This window comes from Cognatishimia activa, from assembly GCF_026016445.1.
Lineage (GTDB): Bacteria > Pseudomonadota > Alphaproteobacteria > Rhodobacterales > Rhodobacteraceae > Cognatishimia > Cognatishimia activa_B.
The window spans coordinates 2,824,146-2,849,701 of the sequence record NZ_CP096147.1 but is presented as its reverse complement, the minus strand read 5'-3'; the positions used below and the strand labels follow the sequence as shown (position 1 = coordinate 2,849,701).

At 53.5% G+C, this 25,556-nt stretch carries 25 protein-coding genes; 14 read left to right on the top strand and 11 right to left on the bottom strand.

Going from position 1 to position 25,556, the window contains the following annotated elements:
- Nucleotides 1–93: 93 nt before the first annotated feature.
- Together M0D42_RS14215 and secB are read left to right on the top strand one after the other, a co-directional pair.
- Nucleotides 94–600: an FxsA family protein gene (locus M0D42_RS14215; RefSeq protein WP_265019266.1), complete on the top strand. Its 507-nt coding sequence runs from the start codon at nucleotides 94–96 to the stop codon at nucleotides 598–600.
- Nucleotides 601–660: 60 nt separating this feature from the next.
- Entirely contained in the window at nucleotides 661–1,170 is a 510-nt protein-coding gene (secB, locus tag M0D42_RS14210) for a protein-export chaperone SecB (protein WP_265019265.1), read from the top strand.
- Between the two features lie 44 nt (nucleotides 1,171–1,214).
- Here secB and dnaQ read toward each other — a convergent pair whose 3' ends face one another.
- From dnaQ to M0D42_RS14190, 4 genes are read right to left on the bottom strand one after another with little or no spacing between them, the layout of a single operon-like run.
- Nucleotides 1,215–1,943, bottom strand: coding sequence for a DNA polymerase III subunit epsilon (dnaQ, locus tag M0D42_RS14205; RefSeq protein WP_265019264.1), 729 nt, complete (start codon nucleotides 1,941–1,943; stop codon nucleotides 1,215–1,217).
- On the bottom strand, nucleotides 1,936–2,529 hold the full coding sequence (gene coaE, locus M0D42_RS14200) for a dephospho-CoA kinase (RefSeq protein WP_265019263.1): 594 nt from the start codon (nucleotides 2,527–2,529) through the stop codon (nucleotides 1,936–1,938). Before coaE ends, dnaQ begins: the two co-directional genes overlap by 8 nt.
- Nucleotides 2,526–3,359, bottom strand: a complete 834-nt coding sequence (locus tag M0D42_RS14195) for a shikimate dehydrogenase (RefSeq protein ID WP_265019262.1) — start codon at nucleotides 3,357–3,359, stop codon at nucleotides 2,526–2,528. The genes coaE and M0D42_RS14195 overlap by 4 nt, the downstream gene beginning before the upstream one ends.
- Complete coding sequence (locus tag M0D42_RS14190; RefSeq protein ID WP_265019261.1) at nucleotides 3,356–3,955, bottom strand: Maf family protein; 600 nt, start codon at nucleotides 3,953–3,955, stop codon at nucleotides 3,356–3,358. The genes M0D42_RS14195 and M0D42_RS14190 overlap by 4 nt, the downstream gene beginning before the upstream one ends.
- Nucleotides 3,956–4,372: 417 nt before the next feature.
- Here M0D42_RS14190 and hemJ point away from each other — a divergent pair, with 417 nt between their 5' ends.
- From hemJ to M0D42_RS14155, 7 genes are all read left to right on the top strand, one after another.
- Nucleotides 4,373–4,822 (top strand): protoporphyrinogen oxidase HemJ, encoded by a 450-nt coding sequence (hemJ, locus tag M0D42_RS14185; RefSeq protein ID WP_265019260.1) that lies wholly within the window; start codon nucleotides 4,373–4,375, stop codon nucleotides 4,820–4,822.
- Nucleotides 4,823–4,942: 120 nt separating this feature from the next.
- Nucleotides 4,943–6,214 (top strand): transcription termination factor Rho, encoded by a 1,272-nt coding sequence (gene rho, locus M0D42_RS14180; RefSeq protein WP_265019259.1) that lies wholly within the window; start codon nucleotides 4,943–4,945, stop codon nucleotides 6,212–6,214.
- Between the two features lie 6 nt (nucleotides 6,215–6,220).
- Nucleotides 6,221–7,519: a tRNA uridine-5-carboxymethylaminomethyl(34) synthesis GTPase MnmE gene (gene mnmE, locus M0D42_RS14175; RefSeq protein ID WP_265019258.1), complete on the top strand. Its 1,299-nt coding sequence runs from the start codon at nucleotides 6,221–6,223 to the stop codon at nucleotides 7,517–7,519.
- Nucleotides 7,520–7,531: 12 nt separating this feature from the next.
- The gene (gene mnmG / locus M0D42_RS14170) at nucleotides 7,532–9,397 is read left to right on the top strand and encodes a tRNA uridine-5-carboxymethylaminomethyl(34) synthesis enzyme MnmG (RefSeq protein ID WP_265019257.1); all 1,866 of its coding nucleotides are present in this window, start codon (nucleotides 7,532–7,534) and stop codon (nucleotides 9,395–9,397) included.
- Entirely contained in the window at nucleotides 9,394–10,014 is a 621-nt protein-coding gene (gene rsmG, locus M0D42_RS14165) for a 16S rRNA (guanine(527)-N(7))-methyltransferase RsmG (RefSeq protein WP_265019256.1), read from the top strand. The genes mnmG and rsmG overlap by 4 nt, the downstream gene beginning before the upstream one ends.
- The gene (locus tag M0D42_RS14160; RefSeq protein ID WP_265019255.1) at nucleotides 10,007–10,810 is read left to right on the top strand and encodes a ParA family protein; all 804 of its coding nucleotides are present in this window, start codon (nucleotides 10,007–10,009) and stop codon (nucleotides 10,808–10,810) included. The genes rsmG and M0D42_RS14160 overlap by 8 nt, the downstream gene beginning before the upstream one ends.
- A gap of 24 nt (nucleotides 10,811–10,834) precedes the next feature.
- On the top strand, nucleotides 10,835–11,725 hold the full coding sequence (locus tag M0D42_RS14155) for a ParB/RepB/Spo0J family partition protein (RefSeq protein ID WP_265019254.1): 891 nt from the start codon (nucleotides 10,835–10,837) through the stop codon (nucleotides 11,723–11,725).
- A 22-nt stretch (nucleotides 11,726–11,747) separates the two neighbouring features.
- Here M0D42_RS14155 and M0D42_RS14150 read toward each other — a convergent pair whose 3' ends face one another.
- The 4 genes from M0D42_RS14150 to rph are packed head-to-tail and all read right to left on the bottom strand — an operon-like array spanning nucleotide 11,748 to nucleotide 14,577.
- Nucleotides 11,748–12,101, bottom strand: a complete 354-nt coding sequence (locus M0D42_RS14150) for a YbaN family protein (RefSeq protein WP_265019253.1) — start codon at nucleotides 12,099–12,101, stop codon at nucleotides 11,748–11,750.
- Between the two features lie 4 nt (nucleotides 12,102–12,105).
- Nucleotides 12,106–13,263, bottom strand: coding sequence for a radical SAM family heme chaperone HemW (hemW, locus tag M0D42_RS14145; protein WP_265019252.1), 1,158 nt, complete (start codon nucleotides 13,261–13,263; stop codon nucleotides 12,106–12,108).
- Complete coding sequence (gene rdgB / locus M0D42_RS14140) at nucleotides 13,256–13,867, bottom strand: RdgB/HAM1 family non-canonical purine NTP pyrophosphatase (RefSeq protein WP_265019251.1); 612 nt, start codon at nucleotides 13,865–13,867, stop codon at nucleotides 13,256–13,258. Before rdgB ends, hemW begins: the two co-directional genes overlap by 8 nt.
- Complete coding sequence (rph, locus tag M0D42_RS14135; RefSeq protein ID WP_265019250.1) at nucleotides 13,864–14,577, bottom strand: ribonuclease PH; 714 nt, start codon at nucleotides 14,575–14,577, stop codon at nucleotides 13,864–13,866. The genes rdgB and rph overlap by 4 nt, the downstream gene beginning before the upstream one ends.
- A 124-nt stretch (nucleotides 14,578–14,701) precedes the next feature.
- On the opposite strand from rph, the gene hrcA reads away from it, so the two are divergent.
- From hrcA to M0D42_RS14120, 3 genes are read left to right on the top strand one after another with little or no spacing between them, the layout of a single operon-like run.
- Nucleotides 14,702–15,766 (top strand): heat-inducible transcriptional repressor HrcA, encoded by a 1,065-nt coding sequence (gene hrcA, locus M0D42_RS14130; protein ID WP_265019249.1) that lies wholly within the window; start codon nucleotides 14,702–14,704, stop codon nucleotides 15,764–15,766.
- Nucleotides 15,767–15,775: 9 nt separating this feature from the next.
- Complete coding sequence (locus M0D42_RS14125) at nucleotides 15,776–16,330, top strand: nucleotide exchange factor GrpE (protein WP_265019248.1); 555 nt, start codon at nucleotides 15,776–15,778, stop codon at nucleotides 16,328–16,330.
- Nucleotides 16,331–16,389: 59 nt separating this feature from the next.
- The gene (locus M0D42_RS14120; protein ID WP_265019247.1) at nucleotides 16,390–17,436 is read left to right on the top strand and encodes a TPM domain-containing protein; all 1,047 of its coding nucleotides are present in this window, start codon (nucleotides 16,390–16,392) and stop codon (nucleotides 17,434–17,436) included.
- Nucleotide 17,437: 1 nt separating this feature from the next.
- On the opposite strand, the gene mutS is transcribed toward M0D42_RS14120, so the two are convergent.
- Complete coding sequence (gene mutS / locus M0D42_RS14115) at nucleotides 17,438–20,053, bottom strand: DNA mismatch repair protein MutS (RefSeq protein ID WP_265021167.1); 2,616 nt, start codon at nucleotides 20,051–20,053, stop codon at nucleotides 17,438–17,440.
- Nucleotides 20,054–20,233: 180 nt separating this feature from the next.
- Between mutS and M0D42_RS14110 the strand changes: the two genes are divergently transcribed.
- Complete coding sequence (locus M0D42_RS14110; protein ID WP_265019246.1) at nucleotides 20,234–22,489, top strand: NADP-dependent malic enzyme; 2,256 nt, start codon at nucleotides 20,234–20,236, stop codon at nucleotides 22,487–22,489.
- 77 nt (nucleotides 22,490–22,566) lie between these two features.
- Nucleotides 22,567–23,442 (top strand): ribokinase, encoded by an 876-nt coding sequence (locus M0D42_RS14105; RefSeq protein ID WP_265019245.1) that lies wholly within the window; start codon nucleotides 22,567–22,569, stop codon nucleotides 23,440–23,442.
- A gap of 2 nt (nucleotides 23,443–23,444) precedes the next feature.
- Here M0D42_RS14105 and msrA read toward each other — a convergent pair whose 3' ends face one another.
- Together msrA and M0D42_RS14095 are read right to left on the bottom strand one after the other, a co-directional pair.
- Nucleotides 23,445–24,104: a peptide-methionine (S)-S-oxide reductase MsrA gene (gene msrA, locus M0D42_RS14100; protein WP_265019244.1), complete on the bottom strand. Its 660-nt coding sequence runs from the start codon at nucleotides 24,102–24,104 to the stop codon at nucleotides 23,445–23,447.
- Nucleotides 24,105–24,290: 186 nt separating this feature from the next.
- Entirely contained in the window at nucleotides 24,291–25,520 is a 1,230-nt protein-coding gene (locus M0D42_RS14095; protein ID WP_265019243.1) for an argininosuccinate synthase, read from the bottom strand.
- Between the last annotated feature and the right edge of the window lie 36 nt (nucleotides 25,521–25,556).

Here is a 25,556-nt window from a genome sequence, read left to right as displayed (position 1 = left end):
TCGTCTTGGACGTAGAAATCAACATGTACCGGACTTATGTATGTCACACGCGCAGTCAAGTCCACACGCGCGAAGTGACAAGGAGTTCATAAGATGTGGTTGTTTTTGGCCTTTTTGGCCGTACCTTTGATCGAAATCGGTTTGTTTATCCAAATCGGTGGCGCGATTGGGCTCCTCCCAACGCTGGCGATTGTGGTTTTAACAGCTATTCTGGGCACTTGGCTGGTGCGCAATCAGGGCGCGATGGCAATGGGCGATCTGCGCAAGTCCTTCAATGAGTTGAATGATCCTACGGAACCTTTGGCGCATGGTGCGATGATCCTCTTTTCCGGCGCTTTATTGCTGACACCGGGTTTCTTCACCGATGCTGTTGGTTTTGCTCTTCTCATGCCACCAGTTCGGGTTGCGATCATGAACTACGCACGCAAGCGCATTAAGGTGCAAAGCTTCAACATGGGCGGAAACGCGCAGAACATGCATTTCCGCGGTCACCCTCAAAAAGATGAAGACGTGATCGATGGAGACTTCACCGAAGTTGATCCTGCTAAAAAACCGACCCATGACACTGATCGCGGCCCCTCTGGTTGGACTAAGCATTGAGGCCCGTGGCCGCCTCTGTTAAGCCTGCCTGCAAATTTTTGATATTTTCGGAGAAACCCCATGGCTGAAAACACGCCTGAAACCGGCGGCGCTGCAGAAGCACCGCAAGCCCCACAGATTAAAATGAATGTCATGACTCAATATGTCCGTGACATGTCGTTTGAAAACATTCTGGCGCAGAAGGGCATTCAAGGCGACGTTCAGCCTGACGTTCAGGTGCAAGTGAACCTCGACGCGAAAAAGCGTCAGCAGGAAAACCAATATGAATCTGCGATCAAATTGAACATCACCAACAAAGCCAAAGGTGGTGATCAGACGCTATTCGTTCTGGAACTCGACTATGTTGGAATCTTCTCGATCGAAGGGATCCCAGAAGAACAACTGCACCCATTCCTTCTGATCGAATGCCCACGCATGATCTTCCCATTTGTGCGTCGTATTGTTTCTGACATCACTCGTGATGGTGGCTTCCCGCCTCTGAACCTGGAAACCATCGACTTTGTTGCGCTTTACCGCAACGAAATCGCGCGCCGTCAGGCCGCAGCTGGTGAACAGAAGCTAGACGCCTAAATCTTTTTGACATCCTCGGTTCTGCTTCATCTGGGCCGAGGATGTCACCCCAGCTTTTTCCAAAGCGCATCTTCCCCCATTTTTTCGACGAATTCAGCATGTGCCGATTTTTCATCTTCCGTCAAACGCGACGGTAAGGGGTTTGGGCGCGCTGTCGGTCGCCAATCGTCTTGAGCAACACCGCTAGATTGGCCCGCCGTGCTTGCAAGCGCAAAGTCAGGTTGCCGACCGCCGATGAGTTCAAGATAAACCTCAGCCAAAATTTCAGAGTCAAGCAACGCCCCGTGAAGGGTTCGGTTGCTATTATCAATGCCGAACCGAGAACAAAGCGCATCAAGCGTTGCCCGGGCACCCGGAAACTTTTGGCGGGCCATAGCCAGAGTATCGATTGCCTGCTCCCAGGGGATAGTTGCTAACCCCATGCGACTCAATTCGGCGTTCAGGAATTTGATGTCAAAGGACGCATTATGGATCACGAGCTTCGCATCGCCGATGAAATCCAAAAATGACTGAGCCACCTTTGCAAAAACCGGTTTATCACGCAGTAATACCTGGCCCGGCTCCGGTGGACGGGGTGGTTCCAGTAAGTCAGGACCAATCCCATGCACCCCAAAGGCTTCTTCCGGCATAGAGCGCTCAGGGTTGATATAGACGTGATAGGTCTCACCCGTTGGCATGTGGTTCCACAATTCAACGCAACCGATTTCCACAATTCGGTCAGATCCTTCGGCGTCAAAGCCCGTGGTTTCCGTGTCCATTACGATTTCACGCATCGGCCAACCTTTGTTTAATGTCTTCGATCACGACCTTTACCTGGGCAAGTGCGTGATCCATTGTGTCGGTTTCAATCACATAATCGGACTTGGCAATTTTGTCATTAATGGGCATCTGTTTTGCCAGAATGCTTTCAAATTGCGCCTCGGTCATAGTGCCCCGATCCATAACACGTTTTCGCTGCAATTCTGGTGAAACAGAGACGCATACAACGGCGTCAAATTTCTGTTCGCTACCGTTTTCAAAGAGCAATGGTATATCTAGGACAGTGATTTCGGACTGGCTGTTGGCAATGAAGTTATCTCGATCCGCCGCCACCAAGGGATGCACAATTTTTTCGACCTGCGTCAGTGCGCTTGGGTCCGTTCCGATGATCTCTTTCAGAGCATCACGCGACACAGCACCGTCTTGGATGGCCGTTGGAAAAACTGCCTGCATTGGGGAAACCGCGGCGCCGCCTTTGGAATACATCCGATGTACAGCGGCATCTGCATCCCAAACCGCACAGCCCAAATCGGCAAACATTTTCGCCGTGGTCGACTTGCCCATACCAATGGAGCCGGTCAATCCGAGCTTGAATGTCATGTCAGCATCACCTGACGAAGTTCTTCGGTAACTTCTGGCCGTGGGCCAAACCAACGTTCAAATCCCGGTGTCGCCTGATGCAACAACATACCCAGACCATCTACGGTCACGCAGCCCCTCTGTTCTGCTTCATCCAAAAATGGTGTGCGCAGAGGTGTGTAAACCAAATCCGTCACAAGGCTTCCGGCCTGGAGGCCTTCGAGAGAGACCTTTAATTCTGGTTTTCCCGCCATTCCCAAAGACGTGGTGTTCACAATCGTGGCGCCATCTTCCATGGTTTCGCCAGCTTGCACCCATTCCACAACTTTCAACCGCGCCCCAAAATCATCGCGCAGTTGTTCGGCACGCACCCGTGTCCGGTTGCTTATGAAAATTTCGGGCACACCGGCATCCAAAAGGGATGCAACGACTGCACGCGCTGCGCCGCCTGCTCCCAGAACCACGGCTGGTCCAGAGGCCGGATCCCATTCTGGTGCGGATTGGCGCAGGTTTTGGATAAATCCATAGCCATCAGTGTTGTCGGCAAGGATTTTTCCATCCTCATGGAAGATCAACGTGTTCGCCGCACCAATCAAAGTCGCGCGATCTGTCACCTGATCGGCAATTTCCAAAGCGCGGGTTTTATGCGGAATCGTAACATTGGCGCCCACAAAACCCATCTTATGCATATTGCGCAGAACCGTCTCCAGGTCATCCGGTGCGACATCCATCGGGATGTAATGTCCGGCAATGCCGTAGGTCTTAAGCCAATAGCCATGCAATTTCGGAGATTTTGAATGTGCAATCGGATGCCCAACAACTGCCGCCAAAGGAATTTTTGGTAATGTCATCGTTGCAAATCTCCTCGTAGGGTTAGGTAGGCCAGTAGCTCTAGCAGCGGCATTCCCAGAACCGTAAAATAATCGCCGTCAACGCGGGTAAACAGACGCACTCCTTCTGCCTCCAATTGGTAGCATCCCACTGTATGTCGAATGTCTTCCCAATTGCGATTCACATAATCATCTAAGAAGGCGTCAGAAAAATCTCTCATCCGAAGGCGCACAATTCCAACGTGGCGCCAGATTGGTTTGTTATCTTCATATATCACGGCGGCTGACAGCAAAGAATGGCGGTGGTTCCGCAGTCTTTTCAATTGAGCGCGCGCATCTTCAGGATCTTTCGGCTTTGAAAAGACCTCTCCTTCAAAGTCAAGAACCTGATCACATCCCAATACCAAGGCCCCGGGCACCTTGGCGCTGACCCTTTGCGCTTTCGCTTCCGCCAATGAATCCGCGATATCGCGCGGTCGTGTCTCTTCCGCTTCCAGACTTTGGCGGATCATTTCCTCGTCAACTGGGGCGGTCTTTACTTCAAAGGGTACCCCCGCGTTTCGCAGCATCTCTGCCCTGATTTTTGATCCGCTTGCTAGGATCAATGGCTGACTCATGTGGATAACCCGCTGGATAATTGGTGCCAAAACTTGAGTATGATTTTTCGGGTAAATCCAGCGGCGCTGCAAGCGGTAGATAACTCATCAGGTTTAAAGTTTTTCACGCTGATTCCTCCCGTGAGGATAGGGATAAGTTCAGCGCGTGATGGAATCATTAAGAACGAATTTCATCCCACAGTTTATCCACAGTCACATTCTCGCCTTATTTCTTACAATATACTGTTTTATAACGATAAAAAAAGAAAATACAATTTGCATCTCAATTTCAGAGCAAACTTTCCCACCGCTCTTGGGTTGTGGAAAAAACCGAGAAAACTCAGTAATCCACAGAAAGTGATCTCCCTACCAAATCATCTTCCTTTCTTTATAATAATTATTTATTTGAGAGAGGCTTAGTTCAGACGGTTCTCGCTCATGTCCGATATTCTTGCACTGCTTTATCCTTGGACCAAGGCGATCCATATCATGGCTGTAATCAGCTGGATGGCTGGTCTTTTCTATCTGCCCCGTCTCTTCGTGTATCACGCTGAGAATGCAGAGAATGGGGATCAGCTCGATCAGACGCTCCAGATCATGGAGTACAAGCTTCTGAGATTTATCATGGGCCCTGCAAGCATCGCTACATGGGTCTTTGGTCTGTTGCTGGTCTTCACCCCGGGAATTGTCGATTGGAGCGCTGTATGGCCCTACACAAAGGCGCTGGCAGTTATTCTGATGACAGGCTTCCATCACTGGCTCATGGCACGTCGCAAAAACTTTGAACGCGGTGAGAACACACTCGAAGGTCGGCGCTACCGGCTGATGAACGAAGTGCCCACTGTACTGATGGTCATCATCGTCCTCTCTGTGGTGGTTAAATTCTGAGCTCAGTTTGACTTAGCTGAGGAATCCACCTATCTCTTCTGGCAACTGGCCCGTCCGGGCTAAGTGTCTTCCGACCTACAAATTGAAAATCGCGGCCTGCGTGGCCCGTTAGGTGTGTTTATGTCCGAGAACAAACTTGCGCTTTCCGATCTGAAAGCACAAAGCCCGAAAAATCTGCTGGCGATGGCTGAGCAATTGGAAATTGAAAACGCCTCCACCATGCGTAAAGGCGAGATGATGTTCCAAATTCTGCGCGAACGCGCGGATGAAGGCTGGGAAGTCTCCGGTGATGGTGTGCTGGAAGTCCTGCAAGATGGCTTTGGCTTCCTGCGGTCACCGGAGGCAAACTATCTACCAGGCCCGGATGATATCTATGTCAGCCCTGACATGATCCGCAAACACAGCCTGCGCACCGGCGACACCATTAACGGTGTGATTAAAGCGCCAGATGATCAGGAACGTTACTTTGCCCTGACAAATGTGACTTCGATCAACTTCGAAGATCCAGAAAAGGCGAAACACAAAATCGCCTTTGACAACCTCACTCCGCTTTACCCGGATGAACGTCTGAAGATGGAGATCGAAGATCCAACCATTAAGGATAAATCTGCCCGTGTGATCGACCTCGTTGCGCCAATTGGTAAAGGCCAGCGTTCCTTGATCGTTGCGCCACCGCGGACCGGTAAAACCGTGATCCTGCAAAATATCGCGCACAGCATCGAAGCGAACCATCCGGAGTGTTACCTGATCGTTCTTTTGATCGACGAACGTCCGGAAGAGGTGACGGACATGCAGCGCTCTGTGAAGGGGGAGGTGATTTCCTCAACCTTCGACGAACCAGCAACACGTCACGTGGCTGTATCTGAGATGGTCATCGAAAAAGCCAAGCGTCTTGTTGAGCATAAACGAGATGTTGTGATCCTTCTTGATTCGATCACAAGACTTGGCCGTGCATTCAACACTGTGGTGCCAAGCTCCGGTAAGGTACTAACCGGTGGTGTTGACGCCAATGCTCTGCAACGTCCGAAACGTTTCTTCGGTGCGGCCCGGAACATCGAAGAGGGTGGTTCCTTGACCATCATCTCCACCGCTCTGATCGATACGGGCTCCCGTATGGACGAAGTGATCTTCGAAGAATTCAAGGGTACTGGTAACAGCGAAGTTGTTCTGGATCGCAAGATCGCAGACAAACGCGTCTTCCCAGCGATCGACATTCTCAAATCCGGTACACGTAAGGAAGATCTTCTGGTCGATCCGAAGGACCTGCAGAAAACCTTTGTTCTGCGCCGCATTCTCAACCCGATGGGTACAACCGATGCGATTGAATTCCTGCTGGGCAAACTCAAGCAGACAAAAACCAATGGTGAGTTCTTCGACTCCATGAATGCGTGATGCGTCATGACCCTGGTCAGTGACACCATATTTGCTTTGGCTTCGGCCCCCGGGAAATCGGGGGTCGCTGTCGTTCGGGTGTCCGGTCCGAACGTACAAAATGTGTCAAAAGCCCTTTGTGGTGAGGTGCCTCAGCCACGACTCGCAACACTAAAACTGATCCGCGATTCCGAAGGGGTTCGGGTTGATCAGTCTCTGATATTATACTTCCCAGAAGGGAATTCTTTCACTGGGGAAGAGGTTTTGGAACTTCATACCCACGGGTCAGTCGCTGTTGTTAACCGGCTGCTGCGCGTTTTGGGAGACATGCCGGGATTGCGTCTTGCAGAGGCAGGGGAATTCACCCGTCGCGCTTTGGAAAACGGCTGCATGGACCTCGCCCAGGTTGAAGGCTTATCAGATCTGATCGAAGCGGAAACAGAAGCCCAGCGTCGTCAGGCGCTGCGCGTCCTGTCCGGTGATCTTGGAAACTTGGCTGAGAAATGGCGCGTCGATCTCATACGCGCGGCGGCATTGATCGAAGCCACAATCGATTTTGCAGACGAAGAAGTCCCGGTCGATGTCACCCCAGAAGTGGATGCCTTGCTTGAAGGTGTCTCACAGGAACTGTCCAAGCAAATCATCGGTGTTGAAACCGCAGAGCGCATCCGAACTGGATTTGAGGTTGCTATTGTCGGTACGCCAAACGTTGGCAAATCAACGCTCTTGAATGCCATTGCCGGTCGAGAAGCGGCTATTACCTCAGAATATGCTGGTACAACCCGAGATGTCATCGAAGTCCGTATGGATCTCGGTGGATTGCCCGTCACACTGTTGGATACGGCTGGCCTGCGAGAAACCGACGACCACGTAGAAGGTATTGGCATTGAGCTTGCAAAGAAAAGGGCTGAGCAAGCAGACCTTCGCGTTTTCTTGGTAGAAGAAGGTCAGGAACCTGAACTTAAAGCATTGCCGGACGATATCACGCTCACAGGCAAGGCAGATACGCTGGATGAAGCCCGCGGCGCGATTTCAGGAAGAACAGGGGCAGGGGTTCCTGAGTTGATTTCGGACATTCAGAGTATTCTATCGAACCGAACTGCCAATCTGGGTATTGCGACGCGCGAACGTCATCGGGTCGCTATGGTACGCGCAACGGAGTCTCTGGCAGCAGGGCAGGCCGTTCTGGCGTTTGGTCCGGAACAATATGATATAGCTGCAGAAGAACTGAGAACTGCGATTCGAGCATTGGATTCCATTGTCGGTCGTGTTGATGTTGAAAATCTTCTGGATGAGATTTTCTCAAGCTTCTGCATCGGTAAGTAAGGAGTGTTTCACGTGAAACATTTTGATGTCATCGTCGTAGGCGGAGGGCACGCAGGCTGCGACGCTGCACATGCCGCAGCCCGCGCAGGTGCTAAGACTGCCCTTGTCACTTTGACAAAAGAAGGTATCGGGGTGATGTCCTGTAACCCTGCTATCGGTGGGCTGGGAAAAGGGCACCTTGTCCGGGAAATCGATGCACTGGATGGTGTTATGGGTCGAGTGGCTGACCTTGCCGGTATCCAATTCCGACTTCTCAATCGTCGCAAAGGCCCAGCGGTGCAGGGCCCGCGTGCGCAGGCCGACCGAAAGATCTATCGCACAGAAATGTATCGTGAGATGTCCAACTGCGAGAACCTCACGATCGTCGAAGGGGAAGCAACGGACTTCATCATGGAAGGTCAGCGCGTGTCTGGTATCGAACTCGCCGACGGTTCTGAAATGCGGTCACACGCCGTCGTTCTGACAACAGGCACATTCCTTCGTGGCGTAATCCACATCGGAGATGTTTCAAGGCCTGGTGGGCGGATCGGCGATAAGCCCTCCATCAAGCTTGCAGAGCGCATCGATAGCTTTGATCTCGATCTAGGACGCCTGAAAACCGGTACGCCTCCTCGGCTAGACGGACGTACCATCAAATGGGATTTACTGGATAGCCAGCCAGGGGATGATGACCCGGTCCTGTTTTCCTTCCTGTCCAAAGGCGTGAGCGCACCGCAAATCTCTTGCGGCATCACACATACAAACGAAAAAACGCACGCGATCATTCGGGAGAATCTGGATAGATCCGCGATGTATGGTGGGCATATCGATGGTATCGGTCCACGCTATTGCCCCTCTATTGAAGATAAGATCGTTCGTTTCGCGGATAAGACCTCCCATCAGGTGTTTCTAGAACCTGAAGGTGCAGATGACTACACCGTCTACCCGAACGGGATTTCGACCTCTTTACCTGTGGATGTTCAGGATGACTATGTTCATTCGATTTATGGATTGGAGGATGCGAAAATCCTCCAGCCGGGATACGCAATTGAATATGATTATGTAGATCCCCGTTGCCTCACCGCTGATCTTCAACTCCGAAATGTTCCAGGCCTCTATTTGGCGGGGCAAATCAATGGCACGACAGGATATGAAGAGGCGGCAGCCCAGGGATTAGTTGCGGGCATGAACGCCGCGCGGGCTTCGCAAGGGAAAGAGCCTCACCACTTCAGTCGTTCTGACAGCTACATCGGTGTGATGATCGACGATCTCATCACACGTGGTGTGACTGAGCCCTATCGCATGTTTACCTCACGCGCAGAGTTCCGACTTTCGCTGAGAGCTGACAATGCTGACCAACGACTTACGCCGGTTGGGCTTGCGTTAGGTCTTGTTGGGGAAGGGCGCAAGGCCGTGTTTTCCAATAAGATGAACCGTCTGAACGCAGGAAGGGAGCTGTTGGAGGGGAGTAGCTATACCCCGAAAAAAATCAACGCCGCAGGAATCTCAGTGAATAATGACGGGCAGAGACGCAGTGCGTTTCAGCTCCTTGCCTTCCCTGAGGTGGATTTTGAACAGTTAAAAAACCTGAATACAGAATTTTCGGATGTGGATTTGGAAGTACAAGAGCAGCTCAATCGAGACGCGCTATATGCGAACTACATCCAACGCCAACAGAAAGATGTTGATGCGGTACGTCGAGACGAGGCACAGCCAATTCCGGTTGATTTTGAATTCGATGGCATTGAGGGTTTGTCGAACGAGCTGAAGCTCAAACTATCACGCGCAAAACCGGGCAATTTGGCCCAAGCGGCGCGTGTTGATGGGATGACCCCAGCGGCGCTAACGCTTCTTTTAGCCAAGCTGCGTCAGCGTAAGCGTCAGGAAAAATCAGCATGATCCCACAATCTGTTCAAGAGCAGCTCGATGTTTCACGTGAAACATTGGATCGACTAGCGCTGCTGGCAGAACTTTTGGAAAAGTGGAATTCCAAGATCAATCTGGTATCCCCGTCGACCATCAAAGACCTCTGGAACCGCCATATCCTGGATTCTGTTCAGCTATTCAATCTGGCACAGCCATCCGGCGGGAAGTGGCTTGATATAGGCAGTGGGGGAGGCTTTCCAGGACTGGTGTTGGCGATTATGAATGCTGAACTGCCTGCTCCGTGGGATATTACGATGATGGAAAGTGATGTCCGTAAATGCACTTTCCTTCGCACCGTTCTACGAGAGACCAGCGTTAAAGCTGATGTCGTGACAGCACGGATCGAAAAGGCTGATCCTCATTCTGCGGATGTTCTTTCCGCGCGTGCTTTGGCGGATCTTGATGCCCTTCTTAGCTTTTCGGAGCGTCATTTAGAGGCAAATGGCACAGCAATTTTCCCAAAGGGTGTCAATTGGAAAAAAGAGGTCCAAGCCGCTGAGAAATCATGGTCTTTCTCCTCAGAGGTGATTAAAAGTGAAACCCAAGAGGGTGCAGTAATACTGAAAGTCAGGGATATCAAACGTGTCTGATCCAGTGCGAGGCAGCGGGCCGAAAATAATCGCGATTGCCAATCAAAAAGGCGGCGTCGGAAAGACTACAACAACGATCAATCTTGCAGCCGCACTTTTTGAAGAAGGTGTGCGCGTCTTGTTGGTAGACCTGGATCCTCAGGGTAACGCCTCTACAGGGCTTGGGATTGATGACCGCCCCAACACGACCTACGATCTATTGGTGGACGACATCGATCTGAATGATGTTATTCAAATGGTGGATTCCGAGGGCTTTGGCATCATTCCTGCAACCGTTGATCTAAGCTCTGCCGATATGGAGTTAATGGCGAATGAAAAGCGGTCTTTCCTATTACACGATGCACTGCGCCAACCTGCTATGGATACCTTTGACTGGGACTACATCCTAATTGATTGTCCTCCGTCATTGAATCTTTTGACAGTCAACGCGATGGTTGCCGCGCATTCGGTAATGATCCCGCTGCAAAGCGAGTTCTTTGCTCTTGAAGGACTGTCACAGCTGATGCTGACAGTGCGTGAGGTTCGCCAAACAGCCAATCCTGATCTACGCATCGAAGGCGTGGTTCTGACGATGTTTGACTCGCGCAACAACCTGTCCCAGCAGGTGGAAGAGGATGCGCGGGATAACTTGGGAGACCTCGTTTACGAAACGCGAATTCCACGAAATGTGCGGGTTTCTGAAGCTCCCTCTTTCGCGCAGCCTGTTTTGCAGTATGATCCAAATTCAAAGGGCGCAGAAGCATATCGCGCCTTGGCGCGCGAGATGTTGGATAAGCACTTCGGCGCGATCGCATAAAAAGAATTTCTTAGGGGGCTGAGCATGGCCGAAAATAGAACCAAATCCCGTGGGCTTGGCCGTGGGCTGTCTGCCCTGATGGCAGATGTAAATGAATCTCCGATACCGGCTGCTTCTTCAGACGAACCACGACGCCCGGATATGGTTGTTCCTATTGAAAACATTGAACCAAATCCGGATCAGCCGCGTCGACGCTTTGATCCTGAGCATTTGGAAGATCTGGCGAATTCTATTCGCGAGAAAGGTGTTATCCAGCCACTGATCGTGCGGGAAAAGCCGGGCGGAAAATATGAGATTGTCGCGGGTGAACGCCGCTGGCGTGCATCTCAGAAAGCGCAGCTGCATGAGCTGCCGGTTGTGGTGCGTGAGTTCACGGATATTGAAGTCCTTGAAATTGCGATCATTGAAAACATTCAACGGTCTGATCTGAATCCAGTCGAAGAAGCGGCGGGCTATCGCCAACTGATGGAAAAATTCGGACATACGCAGGAAGCGATGTCTAAGGCGCTGGGCAAGAGCCGCAGCCATATCGCGAACCTACTGCGTCTGCTGAATCTGCCACAGGATATCCAAAACTTGGTCGAAGAGGGTCAGCTGAGCTCTGGACATGCGCGGGCGCTGATTACGTCTGATCATGCACAAGAGATCGCGAAGCGGATTGTTAAAGAGGGTCTGTCTGTTCGAGCAACGGAAGCTTTGGTGAAGAAATACGCTTCTGGAGATATGGATAAGCCCAAGAAGGCGAAGCCAGTCAAAGATGCGGATACTGCTGCGCTGGAAGGTGATTTGTCTGCGAACCTTGGCATGAAGGTTGCGATTGACCACAAAGCAGGCGGTGAATCTGGACAGATCACGATCAAATACAAAGATATGGAACAGCTGGATGAACTGTGCCGTATTTTGACGTCACAGTAAGTTCTGCTGAATTAGAGACACTTTAGGCGTCTGGGCGCGTCCAAATAAACAGCATCACACAAGAAAGAGTCACGGCCTGAAAAATCAGGACCGTGGCTTTTACGTCTAGAACCCATGAAATCGCGAAGACAGCTACGACAGAAAGTGTTGCAAGCTTTTTGGCTTTTAGGCTGATCGCTCCGCTGTCTTGCCAATCTTGGATGGGCGGGCCGAGGGTTGGGTGATCCATCATCCAGGAATGGAGGCGTTCTGAGCTTCTGGCGAAACAGAATGCGGCGAGCAACAGGAACGGAACGGTTGGCAGCAGTGGTAGGAGAATGCCTAGAAGGCCGAGACATACCGCAATTAGGCCAATTGACCCCCAAATATACCGCATATTGTCATTCCACCAATATCTCGGCGAGCAGGGTGTTTAGTACCATACGGCCGTCTTGCGTTGCATAAAGCCGATCGCCGGAAAGGGAGATCATGCCAATGTCTTGCAGATGGGCCAGATGGTCAGGATTTAAAGAGCGACCTGAAAGTTTTTCCCATCGAGCTAGATCTACACCTTCAGACAGGCGCAGGCCCATCATCATCATTTCATCCGCTTGATCGGGCAGGGTGATGGCGCGGCGGACATTTTCGGCAGAGCCGGTGTCGACAGCTTCGAGCCATTTGGTTGGGTTGCGCCAGCACTCGGTTGCAAAGCGTTGACCGTTCAAAGTTACGCGACCATGGGCGCCAGGACCAATGCCGACGTAATCACCGTAGCGCCAGTAGATCAGATTGTGCCGGCTTTCCGATCCGGGTTTGGCGTAGTTGGAGACCTCATAGCCTCCGAGGCCGGATTCGGCGCAGATGTCGCCGGTGATCTGGTACATGTCAGCGGCAAGGTCGTCTTCAGGCAGGCCGCGGAGTTTGCCTTTGGCGTAACGGTCACCAAAGGCGGTGCCGGTTTCGATGGTCAGTTGGTAAAGCGACAGGTGGTCAATCGCCATGGAGAGGGCTTCGCGGAGTTCAGCTCTCCACGCGTCCAGGGTTTGGTCTTGGCGGGCGTAGATCAGATCGAAGCTGACGCGGTCGAAAGTGGTGCGCGCAACCTCGAAAGCGGCTTTGGCCTCATCCACGGAATGGATGCGGCCGAGGCGTTGGAGGTCTCGGTTATTTAATGCTTGCACTCCCATCGAGACGCGGCTGACGCCGCCTTGGCGGTAGGCGGCGAAACGGCCTGCTTCGACAGAGCCGGGGTTGGCTTCTAGCGTGACTTCCAGATCGTTTGCCGAGGGCCAAAGCGTTTGGACCTTTGCGAGGATCTCTGCGACGACATCTGGGTCCATCAAAGAGGGTGTGCCGCCACCAAAAAAGACTGAGTTTAGAACACGGCCTTGGGTTTCTGATCCAACGCGGTCTAACTCGGCTAGATATCCTCTAAACCATTGTTTTTGATCAATTTCTCTGGAAACATGCGAGTTGAAATCGCAATAGGGGCACTTGGCCTGGCAAAAGGGCCAATGGATATAAAGCCCAAAGCCCCCATTTTGCCAATCGTCAGCCAAAACAACCTGCCACAAAGGCTTGCAACGCTCGGCCGCGGTGGCTGATTTTGTTTTTCTCTGCTTTGTCCATTTCGGCGCATGTCATGTCGAGACCCTCAGGCACGAACATCGGGTCGTAGCCAAAGCCACCTTCGCCTCGGATTGGCCAGGTTAAAGACCCCGGCATCACACCTTCGAAGACTTCGTCATGTCCGTCAGGCCAGGCGAGAACCAAGGTACAGCGGAATTGCGCGGTGCGCGGTGCGTCTTGGCCAACAGCGTTGATCTCATCATTGGCGCGGGTCATAGCCATCATGAAATCGCGGCCATTGCCGGTTTCTGCCCAATCGGCTGTGTAAACACCCGGCGCGCCGTTCAAGGCGTCGATGGTGATGCCACTGTCATCGGCGAGCGCTGGAAGGCCGGTGGCTTTCGCAGCGGCGTGCGCCTTGATGCGGGCGTTGCCGACAAAGGTGTCTTCGGTTTCTTCAGGCTCTGGCAGGTCCATATCACCCGCACCTACTACGGATACGCCGTGAGGAGCCAAGATCTCGGTGATCTCGTTCAGCTTGCCTGCGTTGTGGGTGGCGACCAGCAAGCGGTCGCCTTCAAACTTGCGGGTCATGCAGTGGCTTCCAGCTGCAGCGCGGCCAGTTCTTCCACACCTTTTTCTGCAAGGTCCATCAGTTGGTTCATCTGATCGCGGGAGAAGACAGAGCCTTCGGCGCTCATCTGAACTTCGATCAGGTTTTTGTTGCCAAGCATGATGAAGTTACCATCAACACCGGCTTCGCTGTCTTCCGGGTAGTCCAGATCAAGCACTGGTTGGCCCGCGTAGATACCGCATGAAATCGCAGCGACAGGGGAAATCAGCGGATCGGTTGTGATCTCGCCCGCTTTGAGCAGCTTGTTTACCGCGAGGCGCAAAGCAACCCAGCCGCCGGTGATGGACGCGCAACGTGTGCCGCCGTCTGCTTGGATTACATCACAGTCGATGGTGATTTGACGTTCGCCCAAAGCAACGCGATCAACGCCGGCGCGCAGGGAGCGGCCAATAAGGCGCTGGATTTCAACAGTGCGGCCACCTTGTTTGCCTGCAGCCGCTTCGCGACGCATGCGGGACGTAGTCGAGCGTGGAAGCATGCCATATTCAGCGGTGACCCATCCCAGGCCGGAGCCCTTGATGAATGGTGGAACGCGCGCTTCCAAAGTCGCAGTACACAGCACATGTGTGTCACCCATTTTGATCATGCAGGAGCCTTCTGCGTGTTTGGTGACGTTGGTTTCGATGGAAACTTCGCGCATTTCATTCAGCTGACGGCCAGACGGACGCATAGGACTATCCTTTAAATGGGGTAATGTGTTGCGCCATGGGATACAGGGGCAGGTGGGTCGGACGCAAGCCCGATTGAGCTTTCTGCTTGAGGCTCATGGATTGCGGTCTAAACTGCATTCTCAGATGACAGAGAGCAAAGACATTCTGGGCGAGATGAACGACCGCAGCCGCGAGGTGTTCCGGCGCGTCGTCGAAGGCTATTTGGCAACGGGAGATCCCGTTGGATCGCGGACCTTGACGCGGGATTTTTCGGAAAAGGTCAGCGCGGCGACCATCCGCAATGTGATGCAGGATCTGGAGTATCTGGGTCTGCTGGATTCCCCACATGTCAGTGCGGGCCGTATCCCATCCCAGCAGGGATTGCGTATGTTTGTCGACGGCTTGCTTGAAGTGCGCGATTTGGATCGTGGCGATCAGCAGAAGATCGACGATACACTGGGTGCCAATGCTGGCGATGTAGGATCGATGCTCGATCGCGTCGGCGCGGCATTATCCGGGGTCACACAAGGCGCGTCTTTGGTACTCGCGCCAAAACACGAAGCACCGATCCGGCACATCGAATTTGTGAGCCTCGCGCATGACCGCGCATTGGTGGTATTGGTCATGGCAGATGGCCATGTGGAAAACCGGCTCTTCACTCCGCCCCCGGGGCAGACGCCGAGTTCGATGCGCGAAGCGGCGAACTTCCTAAACTCGCTGATCGAAGGGCGCACGCTTTCGGAACTGCAAACCGTGATTCGCGAAGAGATTGGAAAGCGGCGGCAAGAGATCGATAAACTCTCCCGCGCTTTGATCGACTCAGGACTAGCGGTATGGGCTGATGATGGCGGCACAGAAGAGCGACTCATCGTGCGTGGGAGGTCCAATTTGCTGGGCGATGCGCAGGGTGAAGAGGAGTTGGAGCTGATCAGAACGCTGTTTGACGACCTCGAACGCAAGCGTGATATCGCAGAATTCCTCGAATTGGCCGATCAAGGCGACGGTGTGCGCATTTTTATTGGCTCTGAGAACAAACTTTTTTCACTTTCGGGTTCCTCTTTGGTGGTTTCCCCATATATGAACGCTGATCGTAAGATTGTGGGTGCAGTTGGGGTCATCGGACCCAAGCGCCTGAACTATGGACGCATCGTGCCGATTGTGGATTACACGGCGCAACTGGTTGGAAAGCTGATTTCGGACCGGACCTAGAGGTGGAATATGGCAGAGCCAAGAGAAGAAGAATTTCTTGATGACGTTGCAGACCTGGAAGCGGAGCTGCAGGATCTGGATGAGCTGGAAGATGAAGCCATTGAGCTGGACGAGCTGAAGGCGGAACGCGACGAATACAAAGATCGCTGGATGCGGGCGTTGGCGGATGCGGAAAATTCCCGCAAACGCGCAGACAAATCCCGCCGGGATGCAGAGATGTACGGCGGTTCCAAACTGGCGCGCGATATGCTGCCTGTTTACGACAATATGAAACGCGCGATGGAAGCCATCACCGAAGAGCAGAAGGCGGCGGCGCCTGCTGTGATCGAAGGTATCGAGCTGACCATGCGTGAGCTGCTGAACGTCTTCAAAAAGCACGGTTTGGAAATGATTGCGCCTGAAGTTGGCGACAAGTTTGATCCAAACCAGCACGAAGCTATGTTTGAAGCGCCGGTGCCGGGCACCAAAGCGGGTGAAATCATTCAGGTTTCCGCCGAAGGCTTTATGCTACATGACCGTCTGCTGCGTCCGGCGAAAGTCGGTGTCAGCTCTATGACGGGCTAAACCTCTACAGTTTTTGAAAAACCTGCTACAAAGCCCTCGTGACTTCGAGGGCTTTTTCTTTGCGACATCTGATTGTTGGAATTCTTCTGCTTTTCACGGCGACATCTGCAACTGCACAAGATTACCCGGACTACACAGAACTTTACGTGAATGACTTTGCCTACCTCCTGTCCATTGAGGAAGAAGAGGTCATCCGCGATAAGCTGAAAGAGCTCAGATCTGAGACCAATATCGAGTTTACCGTCGTTATCATAGACCGGATGAGCAACTATGGTCATGAAGGCGAGATTGAACCTTTTGCCACTGGTCTGTTCAACTATTGGGGTGTTGGGGGTGCAGCGCGCAACGATGGTGTGATGCTGTTGGTCTCGCGGCTTGATCGGGTGCTGCGCATTGAAGTTGGCTCTGGCTATGGTGATACAAAAAATGATGCCATGGCGGCCATCATAGACGATAAAATCGTGCCACTGTTTCGCGATGATGAATATGAGAAAGGTATTAACCGTGGGGTCGATGCGATTATTCACGAAGTGGGTGGCGCCTGGCCGGGTGAATTCAACGCGAGCTTCTTTGAGAAATTGCGCAATCGCCTGTCCTTCGGACTGGATGTAATTGGTGATTGGATTGCGGTGGCCTATGCCTTTGTCGCGGGGCTGTTGTTTCGTCTCTATCGTCGTTGGAAGCGGAACAAGCCTCGTATTTGCCCGATTGATCGCAGTAAAATGCGCCGCGTCGAGGAGCTTGAGGACGACAAATACCTCAAGGATGGCCAGAAGCTGGAAGAGCGACTCAAGAGCGTCGATTACGATGTGTGGCTCTGCGATAAATGCGATCACCGGACCATCGAAAGTTACAAATCCTGGTTTTCAAACTATGGGGCCTGCCGCAGTTGTAACTACCGCACTCTTGAAGCGGATTCGACGATCCTTGAGCATGCCACGACGTCAAGTACCGGCCTGAAGCGTGTCGACTACAATTGCAAACATTGCGGGGATAAATACCACACACATGTCACCATTCCGAAGAAGTCGAAAAGTTCGTCTTCTTCCTCAGGCGGTTTTGGCGGCGGCTCGTCTTCCGGTGGCGGGGCCAGTGGCAGTTGGTGACCTACTTTGCCAAACCTTTGAGTTCGTAAAGCAAATCCAATGCCTCACGCGGAGTGAGTTCGTCTGGAATGATCTGTCCCAAACGCTCATCAACAGGCGACGGGACGGCCTTTGGTTTAGACATCGGCTCAGGTGCAGCAGCGAAAAGTGGGAGGTCATCGATGATGGCTTTCTGTGACCCACCTTCACGTTCGTTCTTTTCAAGCATGTCCAGAACTTCACGCGCACGGTTGATGACGGAGTCAGGAAGGCCTGCAAGCTGTGCGACCTGCACACCATAGCTGCGATCCGCGGCACCGCGTTTGACCTCGTGCAGGAAGATTACTTCGCCGTCGAATTCTTTGACGCTGACCGTGGCGTTGTCGACGCCTTTCAGCTTGCCGGCGAGGGCTGTCATCTCGTGGTAATGCGTTGCGAAAAGCGCGCGGCAGCCGTTCACTTCGTGCAAATACTCCAGCGTAGCCCAGGCGATAGACAGGCCATCATAGGTCGCGGTGCCGCGTCCGATTTCGTCGAGGATCACAAGCGCGCGGTCATCAGATTGGTTGAGGATGGCGGCGGTTTCGACCATCTCGACCATAAAGGTGGATCGGCCACGGGCGAGGTCATCTGAGGCTCCGACGCGGGAGAAGAGTTGGCTGACGATGCCGATCTTGGCGCGATCGGCCGGGACGTAGCTGCCCATTTGGGCCAACAATGCGATCAAGGCGTTCTGGCGCAGGAAGGTCGATTTACCGGCCATGTTCGGACCGGTCAGCATCCAGATGCTGGCGCGGTCACCACCGGATAGATCGCAGTCATTGGCCACAAAGGGTGCGCCAGATTGCTTGCGCAGCGCGGCTTCGACCACCGGGTGACGACCTGACACGATTTCAAAGTCGCGGCTGTTATTCACCTCTGGCAGGTTCCAGTTTTCGGCTGTTGCTAGGTCAGCGAGTGCGGCTTGAAGGTCGAGTTCGGCCAGCGCACGGGAGGCGCCAGAAACCTGAGCGGAAGCGTCCAAGATGGCCCGTCTTAGGCTTGAATAGAGACTCTTTTCGATCTCAAGTGCATTGCTGCCCGCGTTCAGGATTTTGGTTTCCAGCTCGGAGAGTTCAACAGTGGTAAAACGCACCTGGTTCGCGGTGGTCTGACGGTGGATGAAGGTTTCAGACAGCGGCGCAGACATCATTGCGTCAGCGTGTTTGGCGGTGGTTTCCACAAAATAGCCAAGCACATTGTTGTGCTTGATCTTCAGCGCCTGAATGCCCGTGAGTTCGCTGTATTGCGCCTGAAGTCCGGCAATCACGCCGCGACCTTCGTCGCGTAAGCGACGGGATTCATCGAGTTCCGCGTCATAGCCCGGAGCAATAAAACCACCATCGCGCGCAAGAAGCGGCGGGTCTGCAATCAGCGCTTGGTCGAGCAGGTCCAGAAGTTCGTCATGACCTTGCAGGTTTTGCAAAGCTTCGGTGAGCAGGGCCGGAAGATCGAGTGCGCCCAGCAAGCCGCAGATGTCGATGGCCTGCGCGAGGCCATTCCGGATGGCGGCGAGATCACGCGGGCCGCCCCGGTCCAGCGATAGCCGAGACAAAGCGCGGTCTAAGTCCGGCACTTTGCGCAGCAGGTCTCGTAGATCACGAGCGGTGTGGGCGTTATCAACATTGAAAGTCACCGCGCCTTGGCGGTCGTTGATTGTATCCAGAGACAGCGATGGGGACGACAAGCGGCGTTCTAAAAGACGTGCGCCTGCAGAGGTCACCGTGCGGTCGATCGTTGCCAAAAGCGTGCCGGAGCGACCGCCAGAAAGAGAGTGTGTTAGTTCCAGATTTCGTCGCGTGGCGGCGTCGATTTGCATTGTGCCGCCTGTCAGCTCTTTGACCGGAGGGCGCAGCAGGGGCAGTTTGCCTTTTTGGGTGATTTCCAAATAGTCGACGATGGCTCCAAGTGCACCTGTTTCAGGGCGGGTGAAGCTACCGAAGGCGTCCAAATCTTGCGTGCCAAAGAGCGCTGCAACGCGTTTTCCTGCTGCGGTGCTGTCAAAGGATCCGCGCGACACAGACGTCATAGAGACGCCCATATCAGAGACTGTTTCAGCCAAATCTGCCTCTGAACCTTCTGCGATCAGAAGTTCTGATGGCGCGAGGCGCGCGAGTTCAGCACCTAACCGGACTTGCGGCAATGTCATCACATGCAGCACACCGGTAGAGATATCCGCCCATGCCAAAGCCGACTCGTCCCGGACCTGTGCATAAGCTGCCAAGAAGTTGTGACGGCGGGCATCCAGCAGCGAATCTTCGGTCAACGTGCCGGGTGTAACAAGGCGCACCACTTCGCGCCGTACGACTGCTTTGTAGCCGCGCTTCTTAGCTTCAGCGGGGCTCTCCATTTGTTCGCATACTGCAACTCGAAACCCCTTGCGGATCAGCGTTAAGAAATAGCCCTCGGCCGCGTGATGGGGGACGCCGCACATTGGGATTTCATTGCCGTCATGTTTGCCGCGTTTGGTCAGGGCGATGTCCAGTGCCTCGGCCGCGGCGACAGCGTCATCAAAGAACATCTCGTAGAAATCGCCCATGCGATAGAAGAGCAGCGCATCCGGGTGCGCCTCTTTGATTTCCAGATACTGCGCCATCATCGGCGTAACAGCAGGTTTGGCTGCACTCACGGCCCGTTCCCCCAAAAGGTTGTTCCAAGTGGTGTAGCAAAGGTTTCGAAGGGGGTGAAAGGTGAAATCGCACAGAGTTTGGGCGCTAACATGTTGAGGCCCCTTTGAGGCTTGTCTAAGAGCAATAGACGCCAGGAGGATTCGACCCGTATGACCAAGACCAAAGTGACTCGTGAGGAGGCGCTCGCCTTCCACCTTGAGCCAACACCAGGCAAGTTTGAAATTAAGGCAACTGTGCCGATGACCACGCAACGTGACCTGTCACTGGCCTATTCTCCGGGTGTGGCAGTTCCTTGCGAAGAAATCGCGGCGGACCCTTCCACGGCGTACGACTATACCAACAAAGGCAACCTTGTAGCGGTGATTTCAAACGGTACGGCTGTTTTGGGCCTCGGCAATCTTGGCGCGCTGGGCTCGAAGCCGGTTATGGAGGGGAAGTCGGTTCTGTTCAAACGGTTCGCGGATGTGAACTCGATCGATATTGAGCTCGACACCGAAGACCCGGATGCCTTCTGTCAGGCGGTCAAACTGATGGGGCCAACCTTTGGCGGCATCAATCTTGAAGACATCAAAGCACCTGAGTGTTTCATCATTGAACAGCGTCTGAAGGAAGAGATGGATATTCCGGTCTTCCACGACGACCAGCACGGCACAGCCGTGATCTGCGCGGCGGGTCTGATCAATGCATTGCGCCTCTCTGGTAAAAAAATCGAAGACGTTAAGATCGTTCTGAACGGTGCGGGAGCTGCAGGGATTGCCTGTATCGAGCTGCTGAAGTCTATGGGTGCAAAGCACGAAAATTGCATCGTTTGCGACACCAAAGGTGTGATTTATCAGGGCCGCAAAGACGGCATGAACCAGTGGAAATCTGCGCATGCGATCAAAACTGATCTGCGCACTTTGGAAGAAGCAATGGTCGGCGCCGACGTTTTCCTTGGTGTTTCTGTTCGCGGGGCGGTGACCCAAGCGATGGTCGAAACAATGGCTACGGATCCCCTGATTTTTGCGATGGCGAACCCTGATCCAGAGATCACTCCAGAGGAGGCGCAGGCTGTGCGCCCGGATGCAATTATGGGGACTGGGCGTTCTGACTACGCCAACCAGGTGAACAACGTTCTGGCTTTCCCATATCTCTTCCGCGGGGCGTTGGATATCCACGCGCGCGCCATCAATGACGAGATGAAAATCGCCTGTGCAGAAGCATTGGCTGAACTGGCGCGTGAAGATGTGCCAGATGAGGTCGCGATGGCCTATGGCCGTAAGCTGACCTTTGGTCGGGATTACATCATCCCAACACCATTTGACCCGCGTCTGATCTACCGTATTCCGCCGGCTGTTGCCAAAGCCGGTATGGATACCGGTGTGTCACGCCGTCCGATTGTGGATATGGAAGGCTATGAGGCCAACCTGAAATCCCGCATGGACCCAACAGCGAACATGCTGCGCAACATGAATGCCCGTGCGCGCAATGCGCAGGCGCGGATGATTTTTGCAGAAGGTGATGATCCGCGGGTATTGCGTGCTGCAGTGACGTACCAACGCTCTGGCCTTGGCAAGGCGCTGGTAGTGGGCCGCGAGGCGGATGTGGCCGAAAAGCTGGAAGCAGCAGGTCTGGGGGATGCGGTTTCTGAGCTTGAGGTTGTGAACGCAGCAAACTCTATGCACCTGCGGTCCTATAAGGACTTCCTTTACAAGCGCCTGCAACGCAAAGGCTATGACCGTCACGATGTGCATCGTCTAGCAGCACGGGATCGTCACGTCTTCGCCGCGTTGATGCTGGCGCATGGTCACGGCGATGGCCTGGTTACCGGTGCAACACGGAAATCCGCCCATGTGATGGAGCTGATCAACCATGTCTTCGATGCCGATGCTGAAGCTGGGGCAGTGGGTATTACCGCGATCCTGCACAACGGTCGCGTTGTTCTGATCTCTGACACTTTGGTGCACGAATGGCCTGATGAAAACGAACTGGCCAATATTGCGGAACGCAGTGCCGATGTGGCCCGCAACATGGGTCTTGAGCCTCGCATCGCCTTTGTCAGCTTCTCAACCTTTGGCTATCCGGTTTCGGAGCGGGCAGAGAAAATGCACCTCGCGCCAAATGTCTTGGACAAACGCGGTGTAGATTTCGAATATGAAGGCGAGATGGCTGTGGATGTGGCGTTGAACCCAACTCAGCAAGAAGCTTATCCATTCCAGCGACTGTCCGGCCCGGCCAATATACTGGTAGTTCCAGCGCGTCACTCGGCAAGTATTTCCACCAAGCTGATGCAGGAAATGGCGGGTGCGACAGTGATTGGCCCGATTTTGGCGGGTGTCGATAAATCGATTCAGATCTGTTCCACGACCTCCACGGCGAATGACATTGTAAACATGGCGATCCTTGCGGCCTGCAAGGTCGGTTGATCATCGTTTACAACTTGAACTCGTACTGAGACCGCGCCACAGTAGCGGTCTCAGGGATCTATTTTTGCGAGTATTTTATGGCGATTTATAACCTCGGCTCGATAAATGCCGATCTATTTTACCATGTGCCACATTTACCCGGACCAGGTGAAACGCTTGCGGCTCAAAGTTTGAATAAAGGCCTCGGTGGCAAGGGGGCTAATATGTCGGTTGCGGCCTCTCGTGCGGCAGCCTTGGTCTCCCATATCGGGGCAGTTGGCGCTGATGGAAAATGGGCCCGCCAGAGATTGTTGGAATATGGCGTCGATACCCGGCATATCGCGGTATTAGATGACCAATCCACAGGTCACGCGGTGATCAATGTCGACACAGGCGGTGAAAACGCGATTGTGCTATTTCCGGGCGCGAACCACGACATCACGGAAAGTGCGGTTGGCAAAGCACTGAGCGAAAGCGCTCGAGGCGATATTCTTTTGATCCAGAACGAGACCAACCAGCAGGCCTATGCCGCTCAGATGGGTCGCGATCTTGGGATGTTTGTGGCCTATGCCGCGGCACCGTTTGATGCGGATTCCGTAAAGGCTGTGATGCCATACTTGGATTTCCTAATTCTCAATGAAATCGAAGCGGCGCAACTGACGGAGGCCACAGGGCTTGAGGTTGACCAGCTGCCGGTCGCGGATGTGGTGATCACTTTGGGCGGGGATGGGTGCCGTTGGATCAATTCGATCAAGCGCACCTCTCAGAGCTTTAAGGCACATTCCGTTGAGGTGGTTGATACCACCGGTGCCGGAGATACTTTTACAGGCTATTTGCTTGCGGGATTGGATCGCGGAATGCCGATGGCGCAGGCGATTGGTCTGGCGATGAAAGCAGGCGCCCTGATGGTAACCCGCGAGGGCACCGCGGATGTCATTCCGGACCTCAAAGAGGTCCAGAACGCTTCTTTTTAAGGTTACTTGCTAGCGAAGGGCGCAGCCTTGCCCCATAGCTGCTTCACCCGCTGATCGCGACCGCAAGCCTCGCGATAGCGCTTGTAGGCTTCGGACTTCTTCTTTGGGCCAAATCGGGTCAGTACGACTGTGGAACTCTTGTAGTAATCCTGGTGATATTTCTCGGCTTTGTAGAAATTACCTGCCGCCAAGACGGGCGTCACGATTTTCTGACCCAGCGCGCTCTGTGCTGCAGCCTTGGCCGAATCTGCCGAAGATTTCTGCGCGTTGTTTTTGTAGAAAACAGCTGTGCGATAGCTGTCGCCGCGGTCACAGAATTGACCACCCGCGTCTGTTGGATCAACCGAGCGGAAGAACATATGCAGCAGCTGATCACGCGAAACCTTATTGTTGTCAAAAGTGATCTCGACAGCTTCATAGTGGCCGGTGCCGCCTTTGCTGATCTTTTTGTAGTCAGCGGTTTCTGCCGAGCCGCCTATATAGCCAGACACAGCGCTCTTCACACCATTCACACTTTCAAAGTCGCTTTCGACGCACCAAAAACACCCGCCAGCAACGATCAGTTTTTCAGTGCCTGCTTTCGCTTGAGTGCATTGTAGAAGTACGCCGACGGCGATGAGCCCGCCCAGCATCAGTGTTTTCAAATTGACCATGCGATCCATGGAATGTCCTCCAATCCGATTGATCGCAGGTTGCACAGCCCTGTACTGACGCTCAAGTCACGGCCGCGTGACGTCACGCGTTGGTGATAGAATGAAACCGAATGCATCTTGCCCATTCAGGAGCAAAATAACGCAAAAGGCCCGCTGCAACGAAGCAACGGGCCTGAATTAGAAATGCCTGCCTGATTACTTATCAGAGACGCGTTTATTGCGTGCTGCCAGAAGTTTCAGGCGCAAAGCGTTGAGCTGGATGAAGCCAGCTGCATCTGTCTGATCGTATGCACCTGCGTCCTCTTCAAAGGTCACGTGCGCTTCTGAATAGAGGCTGTGATCAGACCAGCGCGCAACTGTACGTGCGGAGCCTTTGTAGAGTTTCACGCGGACGGTGCCGGTGACGTGTTCTTGGCTCTTGTCGATGAGGGCCTGCAGCATTTCACGCTCTGGGGAATACCAGAAGCCGTTGTAGATCAGTTCTGCATAGCGCGGCATGATCGAATCTTTCAGGTGGCCTGCGCCACTGTCCAGAGTGATCTGCTCGATACCACGGTGCGCTTCCAACAGGATGTCGCCGCCTGGAGTTTCGTAGATGCCGCGGGACTTCATGCCGACAAAGCGGTTTTCAACGAAGTCCAAACGGCCGATGCCGTGAATACGACCATATTCGTTCAGCTTGGTCAGGATGGTTGCAGGGCTCATCGCCTCTCCATTGATGCTGACCGCATCGCCTTTTTCAAATCCGATCTCGATGTATTCTGGTGTGTCCGGCGCGTTTTCTGGATGATCGGTGCGCTGGTAAACGTAATCAGGCGCTGCTTCTGCTGGGTCTTCCAGGACCTTACCTTCGGAAGAGGTGTGCAGCAGGTTTGCATCTACAGAGAACGGTGCTTCGCCGCGCTTGTCCTTTGCGATCGGAATCTGATGCGCCTCTGCGAATTCAAGGAGTTTTGTACGGCTGCTCAGATCCCATTCACGCCATGGGGCGATCACAGTGATTTCTGGGTTCAGCGCGTAGGCAGAGAGCTCGAAACGCACCTGGTCGTTGCCCTTGCCGGTCGCGCCGTGGGACACGGCATCTGCACCGGTTTGCGCGGCGATCTCGACAAGACGTTTGGAGATCAGCGGGCGCGCGATGGAAGTGCCCAGCAGATAGAGACCTTCATAGACCGCATTGGCGCGGAACATTGGGAATACGAAATCGCGCACGAATTCTTCGCGCACATCCTCGATAAAGATGTTCTCTGGCTTGATGCCCAGTAGCTCGGCTTTTTTGCGGGCTGGTTCCAGCTCTTCACCCTGACCAAGGTCAGCGGTAAAGGTAACGACTTCGCAACCGTATTCGGTTTGCAGCCATTTCAGGATGATCGAGGTATCAAGGCCACCGGAATAGGCCAGAACAACTTTTTTGGGCGCGGACATATTCATTTCCTTCAGACGAGCAACGAAGGGCCGATA